Source organism: Robbsia andropogonis (genome assembly GCF_000970345.1).
In the GTDB taxonomy this organism is placed as follows: domain Bacteria; phylum Pseudomonadota; class Gammaproteobacteria; order Burkholderiales; family Burkholderiaceae; genus Robbsia; species Robbsia andropogonis.
Map to the genome: position 1 here is coordinate 1 of NZ_LAQU01000056.1, position 15,287 is coordinate 15,287.

The window sequence follows — 15,287 nt, forward strand, 5'->3', positions numbered from 1 at the left end:
TTTGCTGCGCGCAAGCCGTGCCGCGCCACCGGACTGGCGCTTTGATAAACAAGTTTTAGCGTACTGGACAAACGCTGCCCCTCTTCAAGCAGCGGAATCATGATGCTAGACTGAAGGCCTACGCGCATCGTGGAGTTTCGCGTGACCCACCCGAAAGCATTCCCGCTGTCGCCGCTGTCGGCATTGCAGTTTTATGCGACGGCGCCCTATCCCTGCAGTTATCTGCCGGAACGCACCGCGCGCTCGCAAGTTGCCACGCCAGGACATCTGATCAATTCAGATGTCTACACGGAGCTGGTGGGAGCGGGATTCCGGCGCTCGGGCGTGTTCACCTACAGACCATACTGCGAAGGATGCAGAGCCTGCGTCCCGGTGCGCGTGGTGGTGGATGGCTTCACACCGAACCGCACCCAGCGGCGTGTATGGAAACAGCACGGCAACCTCCACGCGAAAGCCGATCCGCTGCATTTCGATGAACATCATTACGCGCTTTACACGCGCTATCAATCGCTGCGACATGCCGGCGGCGGCATGGATCGCGACAGCCGCGAACAGTACGATCAATTCCTGTTGCAAAGCCGTGTGAATTCACGCCTCGTTACTTTTCATGATCCGGGTATCGAAGGCGCGCCGCTCCGCATGGTGAGCATCATCGACATTCTTGGCGATGGACTGTCGGCGGTGTACACATTTTACGATTGCGACATGCCTGGCACCAGTTTCGGAACCTACAACGTGATCTGGCAAATCGAACAGGCGCGGCGGTTGAACCTGCCCTACGTCTATCTGGGATATTGGATCGGCGAAAGCAAGAAAATGGCATACAAGGCTGCGTTCCACCCGCTGGAAGCGTTTATCGATGGAGCATGGCGCCCCTTCGATCCGACGACGGACGCATACCCGTCGATCCACGGCCAAACAGATCAAGATGCAACGGCGCGTTAGCCGCGAGCATAGACGGCGTATCGAAGCGACAGGCAACGGCGAGCCGCCTTGCTTTTTTATACGCAGCGGTGTTCAGTGGGCCTAGAATAGCGCGTTTCCGTCCCTCTCCTTCGCATCGTGCTCAGTTCCCTCTATCCGTTTGCCCGTCAAGCTCTGTTCCGTATGGACGCCGAGACGGCCCACCACCTGACCCTCGCCGCATTGGGCGCGGCAGGACGCACCGGCATTGCCGGCTGCCTGGGAGGGGCCCCGGTTCGTGCCCCGGTCAAGGTGATGGGGCTGACATTCAGCAATGCGGTAGGTCTGGCGGCCGGATTGGACAAGGACGGCGCGGCTATCGACGGCTTGTCGGGCCTCGGTTTTGGTTTCATCGAAGTGGGCACGGTCACACCCCGAGCACAGCCGGGCAATCCCAAGCCGCGGATGTTCCGCATCCCGGAAGCCGAAGCGCTGATCAACCGGATGGGTTTCAACAATGCCGGGGTCGACCGTTTTATCGCCAACGTACAGGCAGCGCGCTGGAAAGGCGTTCTGGGATTGAATATCGGCAAGAACGCCGCCACGCCAATCGAACGAGCGGTCGACGATTATCTGTTCTGCCTGGACCAGGTCTATCCGTTCGCCAGTTATGTGACGATCAACATTTCATCACCCAACACGAAGAACCTCCGCCAACTCCAAGATGCCGAAGCACTCGACGCACTGCTCCGCGCCCTGACGGAACGTCGTCGCGCGCTGTCCGACATGCACGGCAAGCACGTCCCGCTGGCCCTGAAAATCGCGCCCGACCTCGACGAGGAAGGCATTCAGCAAATCGCGGACAAGCTCGTCCAGCACGGCATCGATGCCGTGATCGCAGGCAATACGACGCTGTCGCGTGACGCCGTCCAAGGTTTGCCACATGCCGAGGAAGCGGGAGGACTGTCCGGGCGTCCGGTGCGCGAAGCGTCCACCCGCATTATCGCGTCGCTGCACGCGCGGTTGCAGGGTGCCGTGCCGATCATCGGTGTCGGCGGTATTTTCAGTGCACAGGATGCCTTGGAAAAATGCAACGCGGGGGCGTCGTTGGTGCAGTTGTATTCCGGCTTGATCTATCGCGGCCCGTCGCTGGTGCGCGAATGCGCGGCGGCCATCGCGGCACGCGGCTAATGACCGCATCGTGGCGATTTGAGATAAGTCGCTATTTTTCCGGCTTGCGGTAAGCGTTTCGGACAGTGCATTCCACGATATGATATGCCTATCGTCCTGATGCGAGTTTCGATGAACGGTTTTCCGCCCGCTCCCAATGTGCCGCTTCCTGGCGCATCTTCCGATCCCGACCGTCCACTCGGTGGTGCCGTCAATACCGGCGCACTGCCCGAGCATCACGACGCGCCAGGACTGGTCGGACGCGCGCAGGGTGGATCGGCGGGGGATGGCGGCGCGCGTACGTCGATCCAGGTCATCGATCGAATGCTGCGCTTGCTTGACGCGTTGGCGTCAGAAAGCGATTCGGTCAGTTTGAAGGATTTGTCGGCGATGACCGGCCTGCATCCGTCCACGACACATCGCATCCTCAACGACATGCTCGTCGGACGGCTGGTGGATCGCGCGGAGCCAGGCGCATATCGACTCGGCATGCGCCTGCTGGAGCTGGGCAACTTGGTGAAAGCCCGTCTCTCGGTGCGGGAGGCGGCAATTGGTCCCATGCGCGAACTGCACCGAGCAACCGGTCAGACAGTCAATCTTTCCGTACGACAAGGCGACGAGATCGTCTATGTCGAACGTGCGTTCAGTGAGCGTTCCGGCATGCAGGTAGTGCGGGCGATTGGCGGACGCGCGCCGTTGCACTTGACCTCGGTGGGCAAGCTTTTTCTCGCAAACGACGACATCACGCGCGTACGAGCGTATGCAACCCGCACCGGCCTGGCAGGGCACACGGCGAACAGCATCACCGACCTGAGCAAACTCGAACGAGAGCTGCAGTGGGTACGCGAGCACGCCTGCGCACGCGACAACGAAGAGCTGGAAGTCGGGGTGCGCTGCATCGCCGCAGGTGTCTTCGACGACACCTCGCGACTGGTGGCCGGATTGTCGCTTTCCGCACCTGCAGATCGCCTGCAGGAATCATGGATTGCCCAACTGGGAGAGACCGCCGGCAGAATCTCCCATGCGCTGGGCTATGTTGGCGATCGCTCTTAGGCCGTTTCAGGGAAACACGCTGCCGCGCCTCCCTCAGGTCCCCGGATGATTCGTATCGGCGCTGGTCACGCGCTGGATCGCACCGGTTTGAATCAACCAGTCCCGCACCCGTTGCGCATCCGCCACGCGCGAATACTTGCCAACGGAGTCGAGCAATACCATCACGACCGGACGCTGGTGGATCGTCGTCTGCATGACGATGCATTCACCTGCCTCATTGATGAAACCCGTTTTTTGCAAACCGATATCCCAGGTGGCGTTATGCACCAAGGCATTCGTGTTGGCGTAATGCAACCGGGTGCGGCCGGTGTTCACGTCGTATGACGGCCACGTCGAGAACTGGCGAATCATCGGATACTTTGTCGCCGCTTCCACCATCTTGACCAGATCCTGCGCGGTGGAGACGTTGTGGAAATTCAACCCGGTCGGGTCTTCGAATTTCGTATTCGTCATTCCCAGCGATTGCGCCTTGCGGTTCATCGCCTCGATAAACGCCGGGCGGCCGCCAGGGTAATAACGACTCAGCGCCGCCGCCGCACGATTCTCGGACGACATCAATGCGATATGCAGCATGTCCTCGCGGGACAGCCGCGAACCCACCGACAGGCGCGAGCCAGACCCCTTTTCATAGTCCCGGTCCTCGTCGGTGACCATCAGCGTATCGGTCAATGGCTGCTTGGCATCCAGCACCACCATCGCCGTCATCAATTTGCTGATTGACGCGATTGGAACCACCGATGTGGAATTGCGGTCCAACAGCGGCGCCGACGTGCTCTCATCGACTACATAAGCAATCGACGAGCGCAGGAACGGGCCATCCTGAAGACTGTCGTGCATGCGGAATGCATGCGCGGTGGCGGCGTGCGAAGGCGCGAACGCCACCCCGTGCACGCGGCGACGCGTGACGCGTGAGGCCGTCTTGGCGCGCGTCGACGTCGCCCGCACGGAGGCCTTGACGATCTTCGCACCACCGCGCGAACGCCCGGTATTGCCGACATGGTGGACAGGATGCTGGACAGAGGCGGCGGCGTTCGTGGTACCGGCCGCATGCGCGTAGCGGGTGGCAAAAAGCCCCGTTCCCACTACCGCGGCGTACGTCAACGAAACGGCCAACGACGCCGAAAAGGAAGCGCGTACGGTTGCAGCGAGATGGCGCGCAATGCCGTGACGGGCTTCCAAGAAAACATTCGGGATCTTCATGCAGTAAAGAAGGAGAAGATTGGACACCGCGAAAAGGGCTTTTCACGATTGTCAATAAGTGTACGAGCGATAGTAAATTAACGCAATTAGATACTTAGGCCCCTTCGTTAAAGTACCACCTGCGGCGAATTCGCGTTGGTTGCCGCACAACACCCCTCAATTACGGCCTGCCAGTAAGCCGCATCATTTTGAACAGCGCTCGTTTGAGTCATCCGTTCGATCGTTTTACCCTATTTTTTAAGTACTCATTTTTTTCTTGCACTTTTCTGTAACTCTACTAGACTGCAATTGCTGCGCTGCGACATTTTACCGCCGGCATCGATAAATGGGGCTACACACCACGCATCGAATGTCGGCCAGATACCCGCAAGCCCTACTGGATGAGGCGTAGCGGGTGCAACAGGCAGATGACGGGCGGCCACCCGGCGCAGCATGAGGCCCGTTTCAATGGGTGGTGTGAAGTGGAGACAAGACGATGACGATTTTTCCGGAACAGCTGGCGAATGCTCATAAGCACCAAGTCGATGTCTGGTTTGGTCTGGCCGCACAAGCCTACGCTGGCGCCGATAAGCTGCTGCAGTTGAACACGGCGGCCGCGAAGGCCTTGCTCGAAGACGGGCATACGCATGCGAAGCAATCGCTGGACGTCCAGGACCCGCGTGAATGGTTGGCGATTCAGGGTGCGGCGGTGCAGCCGTTGACCGAGAAGGCGACGTCGTACGCACAACAGGTGTACCAGATCCTGACGGCGACCAACGCCGAGTTTGCACGTGCCATCGAGACGCAAGCGGAAGCGCAGCAAGCCCGCACCGAGCAAATTCTCGATAGCTTCTCGCGCAACGCGCCCGCAGGCTCCGAGACGGCGGTTGCCGCTGTGAAGTCCGCGCTGAACGCACAGAATGCTGCTTACGAAAGCGCCCGCAAGGCGGCCAAGCAGGTAGTCGATCTGGCCCAGTCGAACATCGACGCCGTGACCGCGGCGGCCGTGCACACCAGCCAACAGGCCGCGGCCGCGACGCATCGCACCGCCAAGGCATCGAAAGCAGCCTGATAGCGCGACGCGCCGCTTTCACGCGGCGCCCTGGCACTGCCATCGCAAGAAACAAATAAGCGACCCGCCGAGAACACATTCCGACTTCACGCCCGCCTTGGGGGAGAATGTCGGCCGTTCACGGCGGGTCGCTTTTTTTACGACAACCTGAAGTTCAGCGCTTAGGCTTGCTTGGCGGCAAGTCGGTGCAGACGCCCTCGAACAGTTCTGCGGCCATTCCGACCGATTCACCCAGCGTCGGGTGTGGATGGATCGTCTTGCCGATGTCCGCGGCATCCGCGCCCATCTCGATGGCCAGGCACACTTCGCTGATGAGATCGCCTGCATTCACGCCAACGATGCCTCCCCCGATGACCCGGTGCGTTTCCTCGTCGAACAGCAGCTTGGTAAAGCCCTCATCGCGACCGTTCGCAATCGCACGTCCAGAAGCCGCCCAAGGGAACACCGCGCGGCCGTACTTCACGCCCTCGGCTTTTAATTGGTCCTCGGTCTTGCCGGCCCATGCCACTTCCGGGTCCGTGTAAGCGACGCCTGGAATCTGCAACGCGTCGAAGTAGGCCTTTTCGCCATGTGCCGCTTCGGCGGCCACGTGACCTTCGTGCACGGCTTTGTGCGCAAGCATCGGCTGGCCGACAATATCGCCGATGGCGAAGATATGCGGGACGTTGGTGCGCAATTGCTTGTCCACGTCGATGAAGCCGCGATCAGTGACTGCCACACCGGCCTTGTCGGCATCGATGCGCTTGCCGTTTGGAGAACGCCCCACCGCCACCAGCACCAGATCATAGGCCTGCGCCTCGGTCGGTGCGCCTTCGCCTTCGAATTTGACGTAAATGCCGTCATCGCGCGCTTCGGCCGACACCGTCTTCGTCTTCAGCATCACGTTCGCGAAACGCTTCGCATTGTGCTTCTGCCAGACCTTGACCAGGTCGCGGTCCGCGCCGGCCATCAGGCCGTCGAGCATTTCGACAATATCGATCTGCGCGCCCAGCGTCGAATAGACTGTCGCCATTTCCAAGCCGATGATGCCACCACCGATGACCAGCATCCGCTTCGGAATCTGGCGCAGTTCCAACGCCCCGGTGGAATCCACCACGCGTGGATCATCCGGCATGAACGGCAACTTCACCGCTTGCGAACCGGCTGCGATGATCGCCTGCTTGAACTTGACAACCTGCTTGCCGTCCTTGCCCGCCACTTCCACGTGGTTCGGATCGAGGAAGCGCCCCACGCCCGTCAACACCTTGACCTTTCGCGCCTTCGCCATGCCCGCCAAACCACTTGTCAACTTGGCGACCACAGACGACTTGAAGCCACGCAATTTATCCAGATCGATCGTCGGCTCGCCGAAGCTGATGCCATGCGATGCCAGCGACTTGACCTCTTCTGTCAATTGCGCCGCGTGCAGCAGCGCCTTCGACGGGATACATCCCACGTTCAGGCAGACGCCGCCAAGCGTGTCGTAACGCTCGATCATCACCGTCGACATGCCGAGATCGGCAGCCCGGAACGCGGCCGAATAGCCGCCGGGACCCGCGCCGATCACCAGCATATCCGCTTCCACGTCGGCCGCTCCGCTAAAACTGCCCGCGCTCGGCACCAACGCCGGCGACGCTGGCTTTGCTGGAGCAGAGGCCGCCTTCGTTGGTGGTGAGGCTGCGGTCTTCGATTCCAACGCACCGCCGTCACCGGCTTTACCACCCGTGGCCGCAGCGTCGAGCACGGCGATCACGGTGCCTTGTGAAACGGTATCACCCACCTTGACGCGCAATGCCGTGATGACGCCTGCGGCGTCAGCCGGTACGTCGATCGTCGCCTTGTCGGATTCGAGCGTGATCAAGGACTGCTCCAACGTCACCGAATCGCCAACCTTCACCGAGACTTCGATGATGGGCACGTCCTTAAAATCGCCGATGTCCGGGACTTTGATTTCTACCTGACTCATATTCGTCCCCTTACAGAATCACGCGACGGAAATCGGCCAGCACCTGCGCCAGATAGGCATTGAAGCGCGCGGCCTCCGCGCCATCGATCACACGATGGTCATAGGACAGCGACATCGGCAACGTCAGGCGTGGCACGAATTGCTTACCATCCCACACCGGCTTCATCGCGCCGCGGCTGACACCGAGAATCGCGACTTCCGGTGCATTGATGATCGGCGTGAACGATGTCCCGCCAATTCCACCGAGCGACGAGATCGAGAAACAGCCGCCTTGCATCTGGTCGCCCTTCAACTTGCCGTCTCGGGCGAGCTTTGCCAGATCCGACGTTTCCTTGGCGATTTCGAGGACCCCTTTCTTGTCGGCATCCCGGACCACCGGCACGACGAGACCATTGGGCGTATCGGCTGCAAACCCGATATGGAAGTACTGCTTGTAGACCAGGTTGTCGCCGTCCAGGCTGGCGTTGAACGTCGGGAACTTCTTCAGGGCCGCAACCACCCCCTTGATCAGGAAAGCCAGCATCGTGACCTTGACGCCCGACTTCTCGTTTTCCTTGTTCAGCGCGACACGCAGTGCTTCGAGGTCGGTGATGTCCGCATCCTCGTTGTTCGTCACGTGCGGAATGCGCACCCAGTTGCGGTGCAGGTTCGCACCCGAAATCTTCTTGATTCGCGACAACGGCTTCGGATCGATCGGGCCGAACTTCGAGAAGTCGACCTTCGGCCAGGCGAGTACGTCGAAATTGCCGGCGCCGGCCGATGCAGTGACGGCGGCCGGTGCGGCGGACGCCCCGGACATGACACCCTTTACATAACCGCGCACATCGTCCTGCGTGATCCGGCCCTTCGGCCCCGTGCCATTGACGCGACCGATGTCAACGCCCAACTCACGCGCAAACTTCCGCACCGAAGGACTTGCATGACTGAGGCGCGAGGAGCCCACCGGCGGGATGGCCGGAGCCTCTGCCAACGCGGACGGTTTGTCGTCCGATGTTCGTGCTGGCGACGCGGCTGCCGGTGCCGGCGCGGACGCCGTAGCGGCCGGCGCAGGCGATTCCGCCCTGGCCGCCGGCGCGGCGGGGGCGTCACCCGCCAGCACGACGATCAGCGTGCCTTCGGCCACTTCGTCCCCCACCTTGACGTGAATCGCCTTGACCGTTCCCGCAGCGGGGCTCGGCACATCCATCGTCGCTTTATCCGACTCCAGCGTCACCAGGGACTGCTCGGCCTCGACGCGGTCGCCTACCTTGACACCGATCTCGATGACCGGGACACCTTTGTAGTCGCCAATATCCGGTACCTTGACTTCGATGTCCTTCGCACCGCCAGCCGGTTGCCCTGCATCCGCGGGCTTTGCCGCGGATGGAGCACTCGCCTTCTCCACCGGCTTCTGCGCCGCCGGTTCGGCCGCCTTTTCCGCGCCCTTCGGCGCGGCGGCCGCGCTGCTTTCCAGCGTTACGATCAACAAGCCTTCAGACACCGAGTCGCCTTGCTTGACATGGACCGCCTTCACGGTGCCACCAGCAGGGCTCGGCACGTCCATCGTAGCCTTATCGGATTCGAGCGTCAGCAGGGACTGCTCCGGTTCGACGACATCACCCGGCTTCACCAGCACCTCGATAACCGGCACGTCTTTGTAATCGCCGATATCCGGCACCTTGACTTCGATCGCTTGACTCATTTCTGGCGTTACTCCCAGTACCCGTGTTGCGCAACGGTCTGCGGCATGCGGTAAAAAGGGGCGATGGCCTGCCTAGCAGGCCAGCACCCCGCTTCGATCATTTCAACCTTCGGCGCGGGGGCGCGCCGGCGCGTCAGACCGTCATCGGATTCGACTTTGCCGGGTCCAGCTTGTACTTCTTCAAAGCCTCGGCGACCTTGCCGCGCTCGATTGTGCCTTCGTCAGCCAACGCCTTCAGCGCGGCAACCGTCACCCAGTAACGATCGACCTCGAAGAAGTGGCGCAATGCTTCTCGCGTATCCGAACGACCGTAACCATCCGTCCCCAGCACCACATAACGGCGCGGCACGAAGGCCCGAATCTGCTCGGCGAAGGCGCGCACATAGTCGGTCGCGGCAATCACCGGACCTTGCGTGGGCGCCAGCAACAGTTCAACGTACGAGACGCGGCGCTCCGCAGTCGGGTTCAACAGGTTTTGACGTTCGGCAGCCTGACCTTCACGGGCCAGTTCGGTGAAGCTCGGCGCGCTCCAGAGGTCGGCCTCCACGCCCCAGTCTTCCTTCAACAAGCCGGCCGCGGCGATTACCTCGTTGAAGATCGTGCCGCAACCCAGCAACTGCACACGCGGCCCCTTCGACTCGGCACCCTTGCGGAAGGCGTACATGCCCTTGATGATGCCATCCACCACGCCCTCCGGAATCTCCGGATGCTCGTAGTTTTCGTTCATCAACGTCAGGTAGTAATACACATCTTCCTGGTTTTGCACCATCCGGCGCAGCCCGTCCTGGATCACCACGGCCACTTCATAGCCGAAGGTCGGATCGTAGCTGACGCAATTCGGGATGTGCGCGGAGAACATGTGCGAATGACCGTCCTCGTGCTGCAACCCTTCGCCGTTCAGTGTCGTACGTCCAGCGGTACCGCCCAGTAGGAAGCCACGGGCACGCATGTCGCCTGCTGCCCACGCCAGGTCACCGATACGTTGGAAACCGAACATCGAGTAATAGATGTAGAACGGAATCATCTGCTCGCCATGCGTCGAATACGCCGTGGCCGCCGCAATCCAGTCGCTCATCCCGCCCGCTTCGTTGATCCCTTCCTGCAGGATCTGACCCGTTTCCGATTCCTTGTAGAACATCAACTGATCGCTGTCTTCCGGCACGTACTTCTGGCCATCCTGATTCCAGATACCGATCTGACGGAACAGCCCCTCCATGCCGAAGGTCCGGGATTCATCCGGTACGATCGGCACGATGCGCTTGCCGATTGCCTTATCCTTCAGCAGGATATTCAGCACGCGAACGAACGCCATCGTCGTCGAGATCTCGCGACCCGCGCCCGTACCCTTGAGCAGTGGCTCGAAAACCGATATCTCAGGCGTCGGCAACGACTCGGCCTTACGACGACGCGCTGGCAGATAGCCGCCCAGCTCGGTTCGACGTTGCTGCATATAGGCCAGTTCGCGTGAACCTTCCTCGAACTTCAAGTACGGCACATTGCCGATGTCCTCATCGCTGATCGGCAAGCGGAACTGATCACGGAAGCGCTTCAAGGCCTCCACCGGCATCTTCTTCTGCTGGTGGGTGATGTTCATCGCCTGGCCGGACTCGCCCATGCCATAGCCCTTGATGGTCTTGGCCAGGATGACCGTCGGCTGCTTGTTCGCCTTCGTCGCCGCGTCATACGCCGCGTAGATTTTGTGCGGATCGTGGCCGCCACGGTTCAGATTCCAGATGTCGTCATCAGACCAATCCGCCACCAACGCTTTCAACTCGGGCGTGTTGAAGAAATGCTCACGCACGAAAGCACCGCTCTCGGACTTGTATGTCTGGTATTCGCCGTCGACGACTTCCATCATCCGGCGCATCAGTGCGCCCGTCTTGTCGCGTGCGAACAGTGCATCCCACCGGCTGCCCCACACCACCTTGATGACGTTCCAGCCGGCGCCACGGAACTCGCTCTCCAGCTCCTGGATGATCTTGCCATTGCCACGGACCGGACCGTCTAGGCGCTGCAAATTGCAGTTGATCACGAAGACGAGATTGTCGAGCTTCTCGCGGCCGGCCATGCCGATCGCGCCCAACGATTCGGGCTCATCGGTCTCACCATCGCCAAGGAATGCCCAGACCTTGCGGCCGGCCGTCTTGACGATGCCGCGTGCTTCCATGTACTTCATGAAGCGCGCCTGGTAGATCGCCATGATCGGACCCAGACCCATCGACACGGTGGGAAACTGCCAGAAATCCGGCATCAGCCAGGGATGCGGGTACGACGAGATACCGTTGCCACCCACTTCCTGACGGAAGTTGTTCAGTTGCTCCTCGGTCAGACGGCCGAGCAGGAACGCCCGCGAGTACATGCCCGGCGACGAGTGACCTTGGAAGAAAATCAGGTCACCGCCATGTTCCGGGGACGGCGCGTGCCAGAAATGATTAAAGCCGACGTCATACAGCGTGGCCGCCGACGAAAAAGAAGCGATATGCCCCCCGACATTCGTGTCCTTGCCGGCGCGCAGCACCATGGCCAGCGCGTTCCAGCGGGTGTAGGAGCGAATACGGTGTTCCAGGTCCTGGTCGCCCGGAATCGGCGTCTGCTGGCTGACGGGAATCGTGTTGATATACGGCGTGTTTGCGGAGAACGGAAGATGCTCACCATGCACCCGTGCAAATTCGATCTGCTTTTCGATCAGGTAATGCGCGCGCTCCGGACCGGCCGCCTTCAGCACGCCTTCCAGCGCTTCCAGCCATTCACCGGTTTCTTGACGATCATCGTCGTTCTCGGCCGCAACGTATTTGATCACTTCCTCTGGCACTGCGGACATGGCTGTCTCCTCAAGATCGCGTCCCGCCCGACTGGACGAAGCACGCTGCCGGCGACGCGGCATACGCTCGCAACCGCATAGGCCATGCCTATGCGCACGACGCGCGCGCCCGCACGAAATGCCGACAAACGGTGCGGATTGTACGAAGCCCCCGCGGACAAGGCAACGACAATTTTCAAATTGCGAGATCGTTTTTCACAATGTGAAAAACTTTTGCAATGCAGCAGATTGTCTTCTTCCCATGCAAGGGACCAACCGGCCATTTTTCGCGTTTTTTTTGTGAAAGACCCTCCGTTCTGATCCTAATGCGACATTGCCAGCGTGCCGTGCTGGGCTACAATCCGTACATGTTGACGAAACGATTGTTGGCTCGCCTTCTCTCCCGCTCGCACGGATTCGCGTTCCCGCGCGGAGCACAGGAATCGCGCGGCGTTCGCGCATCCTGGCGCGCCGCTGCCTACCTTTACACGCCGCTTCTGTCGATTTTCGTATTCCTGTTCGTGATGGGACTGATCTTCTGGACCCTGACGCGGCGTGAGGAGCAGCAGAAGGAAGATACCTTGTATCGCAACGTGGCCTGGGCGCAGCAACAAATTCGTCTGTCCCTGACGAATACGCAGGATCAGGTAGCCGCATTGGCACGCGACATCGGAATCGGCCATGTCACGTCGGCGGCACTGGATGCGCCGGCCCAGGACATCCTGTCGAGCCATCCGGAGATCATCGCCTTGCGGTGGCTGAGTCCAAACGGCGATGTGCGCTGGGACGCAATGCCACGCCCCCCCGTTGCGCCCCCTTCCACGGTAGACGCTTCCTCGCAACCGACGACCTCAAACCTGCCCTTGGGCCAAATGCGCGGCAGCGGCGCGTTCACCGCGAGCAGCGTCGACGCGCGTGGCCGAGACGCCGCCGATCGTCCTGCTAGCGTTCCAGCGGCATCCATGCCCGCAGGGCCGGCATCCGGCGTCAACGCAATCGCCGGGGGCCGGACAGCTGCAAACGCAACGAACAAAGGCTGGCAACCTCCGCGCGTACTGCCACCGTTGTCACAACCGCTTGCCGACGCATTGACGGAAGCGCATGAAAGCCGCCGTATCGGTTACTCCCCGCTCTTCTTCGATGCTACCGGTCATGCCTATTTGACCCAGCAGACACCCATCTTCGTCAATCGGACCTTTGTAGGCGCCATCGTCGTTGTTTTCTCGATCGATGGCATCCTCCACCGCGAACTGCCGAGCGAATTGTCTTCCCGCTTCAAGATTTCGATTCTCGATGCTGATGACCGGGAGCTGGCAAGTTCGTCGTCGCGGCCGCGCCTGGCACGCGACCCTTATCAGGATTTGCCGCTTGATCCGCCCGGCAACGGTCTTTCGGTTCGGGTTTACGCTTACGGCCAGCATGGCGGTGCGGCACTGTTGAATAATCGCCTGCTATGGCTCGTGGCCGGCATGTCGTGTTTCGTGTTGTGGAGCTTGTGGAGCGTGTGGAAGCACACGCGGCAGCGCTTCGTTGCCCAGCAACAGCTTTATGACGAGGCGTCGTTTCGCCGTGCAATGGAGAATTCGGTACTCGTGGGCATGCGCGTTCTCGACCTGCAAGGCCGCATACTGTACGTCAATCCGGCTTTCTGCCGGATGACCGGATGGGATGAGTCCGATCTGGTGGGCACGACGCCGCCCTACGCCTATTGGCCACCCGAAGCCTTCACCGAAATGCGGCGCCAGATCGACATGACGCTGCGCGGCAAGGCACCATCGAGTGGTTTCGAGATGCGCGTGCGGCGCAAGGACGGTTCGACGTTCCATGCCCGGATGTATGTATCACCGCTGATCGACGGGAGCGGCCGGCAAACGGGGTGGATGTCGTCGATGACCGATATTTCGGAACCACGCCGGGTCCGCGAGGAACTCACCGCCGCGCAGCAACGCTTCACGACGGTGCTGGAAGGACTGGATGCTGCGGTGTCGGTGCTGGCGACGGACGCCACCCAATTGCTCTATGCGAATCGTTACTATCGGCACATTTTCGGTTTGCGCCCGCAAGGGCATCTTGAACTGGCGAACACCCTCAAACGCGATGAAGGGGTCGCCGATGCCAACGACGAGAGTGGCGACGTCGGCCGTTCCGACTCGATCGACATGATCGATACCTACGCCGGCATGCCCGCGGCGTTCGGTAGCGAGGCCGACGATCCTGGTAGGGAATCGACTGTGTCCCAGGAGGTGTTCGTCCAAAGCGTGGAGCGCTGGTTCGATGTTCGGCGTCAATATATCCAGTGGGTGGACGGTCATCTGGCGCAGATGCAAATCGCCACCGACATCACCGCGCGCAAGCTGGCCGAAGAGAATGCCCGGCAGCAAGATCAAAAACTGCAGTTTGCCAGCCGGTTGTCGACGATGGGGGAAATGGCCTCGTCGCTTGCCCACGAATTGAACCAGCCCCTGGCTGCGATCAGCAATTACTGCTCTGGGGCATCGGCAATGGTGCGAAACAATCGCGCAACGCCGGAAATGCTGCTTGGCGCGTTGGAAAAGACCTCGCAGCAGGCCATTCGGGCCGGGATGATCATCAAGCGCATTCGTGAGTTCGTTAAACGCAGCGAGCCCAAACGCAAGGAAGTTCGCCTCGGCGATATCGTCGCGGACGCCATTGGTCTGGCGGAAATCGAGACGCGTCGTCGCGGCGTGCGGATATCGACCGAAATGCGCGGCAACCTGCCCGCCATCTCGGTTGATCCGGTGCTGATCGAACAGGTCCTGGTGAATTTACTGAAAAATGCCGCCGAGGCAATGTCTGAAATGCGCGACAAAGCACCCCGCGCCACGACCGGCTCGCTCGACAACGTCATCCAACTCGTGGCGAGCAATGATGCGGACATGGTTCGTGTCTCGGTCATCGACCATGGGCCGGGCGTGGACGAAGCCAGCGCCGAGCGACTATTCGAGCCGTTCTACAGCACCAAGTCGGATGGCATGGGCATGGGCTTGAATATTTGCCGCTCCATCATCGAGTCGCACCGCGGGCGACTTTGGGTGGAGAATAACGTGAATGCCGATGGCAAGATTACCGGTTGTACATTTCACTGCACGCTGCCGATCGCCTCGGCACGGGCGCGCGATTTACATCAGGCGGACGCGTATCCTTTTTTGAATCCTACAACGCTACGGGAGAATCATGAGCAGCCAGCCGAATGAAGCCGAAACGGTATTTGTCGTCGATGATGACGAAGCGGTCCGTGACTCGTTGCGATGGTTGCTGGAAGCAAACGGATACGGCGTGCAGTGCTTCGCCAGTGCCGAACGCTTCCTGGAAGCGTACGCACCGCGGCACGTTGCCTGTTTGATCCTGGATGTCCGGATGCAAGGCATGAGCGGTCTGGAACTCCAGGAGAAATTGCTGGACCTCGATCCACAGTTGCCGATCATCTTCGTAACCGGTCACGGTGATGTGAGCATGGCCGTTT

General features: G+C 60.6%; 10 protein-coding genes. 6 read left to right on the forward strand and 4 right to left on the reverse strand.

The genetic code is table 11. From position 1 onward, the window contains the following. Positions 1 to 141: 141 nt before the first annotated feature. The 3 genes from WM40_RS24335 (at position 142) to WM40_RS24345 (ending at position 3,126) form a co-directional block, all read left to right on the forward strand. Complete coding sequence (locus WM40_RS24335) at positions 142 to 945, forward strand: arginyltransferase (RefSeq protein WP_024902434.1); 804 nt, start codon at positions 142 to 144, stop codon at positions 943 to 945. A 117-nt stretch (positions 946 to 1,062) separates the two neighbouring features. Beyond that, complete coding sequence (locus WM40_RS24340; protein WP_046154250.1) at positions 1,063 to 2,094, forward strand: quinone-dependent dihydroorotate dehydrogenase; 1,032 nt, start codon at positions 1,063 to 1,065, stop codon at positions 2,092 to 2,094. Positions 2,095 to 2,397: 303 nt separating this feature from the next. After that, complete coding sequence (locus WM40_RS24345) at positions 2,398 to 3,126, forward strand: IclR family transcriptional regulator (RefSeq protein WP_046154252.1); 729 nt, start codon at positions 2,398 to 2,400, stop codon at positions 3,124 to 3,126. A 33-nt stretch (positions 3,127 to 3,159) separates the two neighbouring features. Here WM40_RS24345 and pbpG read toward each other — a convergent pair whose 3' ends face one another. Then, positions 3,160 to 4,326, reverse strand: coding sequence for a D-alanyl-D-alanine endopeptidase (gene pbpG, locus WM40_RS24350; RefSeq protein ID WP_024902431.1), 1,167 nt, complete (start codon positions 4,324 to 4,326; stop codon positions 3,160 to 3,162). Between the two features lie 475 nt (positions 4,327 to 4,801). Here pbpG and phaP point away from each other — a divergent pair, with 475 nt between their 5' ends. After that, the gene (phaP, locus tag WM40_RS24355) at positions 4,802 to 5,377 is read left to right on the forward strand and encodes a TIGR01841 family phasin (protein WP_024902430.1); all 576 of its coding nucleotides are present in this window, start codon (positions 4,802 to 4,804) and stop codon (positions 5,375 to 5,377) included. 154 nt (positions 5,378 to 5,531) lie between these two features. On the opposite strand, the gene lpdA is transcribed toward phaP, so the two are convergent. From lpdA to aceE, 3 genes are all read right to left on the reverse strand, one after another. After that, positions 5,532 to 7,322: a dihydrolipoyl dehydrogenase gene (gene lpdA, locus WM40_RS24360; RefSeq protein ID WP_024902429.1), complete on the reverse strand. Its 1,791-nt coding sequence runs from the start codon at positions 7,320 to 7,322 to the stop codon at positions 5,532 to 5,534. A gap of 10 nt (positions 7,323 to 7,332) precedes the next feature. Continuing rightward, a complete protein-coding gene (aceF, locus tag WM40_RS24365; RefSeq protein WP_024902428.1) occupies positions 7,333 to 9,003 on the reverse strand; it encodes a dihydrolipoyllysine-residue acetyltransferase in 1,671 nt (556 codons plus the stop codon). A 133-nt stretch (positions 9,004 to 9,136) separates the two neighbouring features. Then, positions 9,137 to 11,824, reverse strand: coding sequence for a pyruvate dehydrogenase (acetyl-transferring), homodimeric type (gene aceE / locus WM40_RS24370; RefSeq protein ID WP_046154253.1), 2,688 nt, complete (start codon positions 11,822 to 11,824; stop codon positions 9,137 to 9,139). Between the two features lie 305 nt (positions 11,825 to 12,129). Here aceE and WM40_RS24375 point away from each other — a divergent pair, with 305 nt between their 5' ends. Together WM40_RS24375 and WM40_RS24380 are read left to right on the forward strand one after the other, a co-directional pair. Then, positions 12,130 to 15,018, forward strand: a complete 2,889-nt coding sequence (locus WM40_RS24375; protein WP_052738509.1) for a PAS domain S-box protein — start codon at positions 12,130 to 12,132, stop codon at positions 15,016 to 15,018. Further along, the coding region (locus WM40_RS24380; protein ID WP_046154251.1) for a response regulator transcription factor at positions 14,999 to 15,287 on the forward strand (289 nt) is incomplete at its 3' end. The genes WM40_RS24375 and WM40_RS24380, both read left to right, overlap by 20 nt.

What these genes read in the sequence shown, in the direction of transcription:
- WM40_RS24375 (WP_052738509.1), top strand. Translation starts at nt 12,130, where the DNA reads ATGCGACATTGCCAGCGTGCCGTGCTGGGCTACAATCCGTACATGTTG.
- phaP (WP_024902430.1), top strand. Translation starts at nt 4,802, where the DNA reads ATGACGATTTTTCCGGAACAGCTGGCGAATGCTCATAAGCACCAAGTC.
- pbpG (WP_024902431.1), bottom strand. Translation starts at nt 4,326, where the DNA reads ATGAAGATCCCGAATGTTTTCTTGGAAGCCCGTCACGGCATTGCGCGC.
- WM40_RS24345 (WP_046154252.1), top strand. Translation starts at nt 2,398, where the DNA reads ATGCTGCGCTTGCTTGACGCGTTGGCGTCAGAAAGCGATTCGGTCAGT.
- aceF (WP_024902428.1), bottom strand. Translation starts at nt 9,003, where the DNA reads ATGAGTCAAGCGATCGAAGTCAAGGTGCCGGATATCGGCGATTACAAA.
- lpdA (WP_024902429.1), bottom strand. Translation starts at nt 7,322, where the DNA reads ATGAGTCAGGTAGAAATCAAAGTCCCGGACATCGGCGATTTTAAGGAC.
- aceE (WP_046154253.1), bottom strand. Translation starts at nt 11,824, where the DNA reads ATGTCCGCAGTGCCAGAGGAAGTGATCAAATACGTTGCGGCCGAGAAC.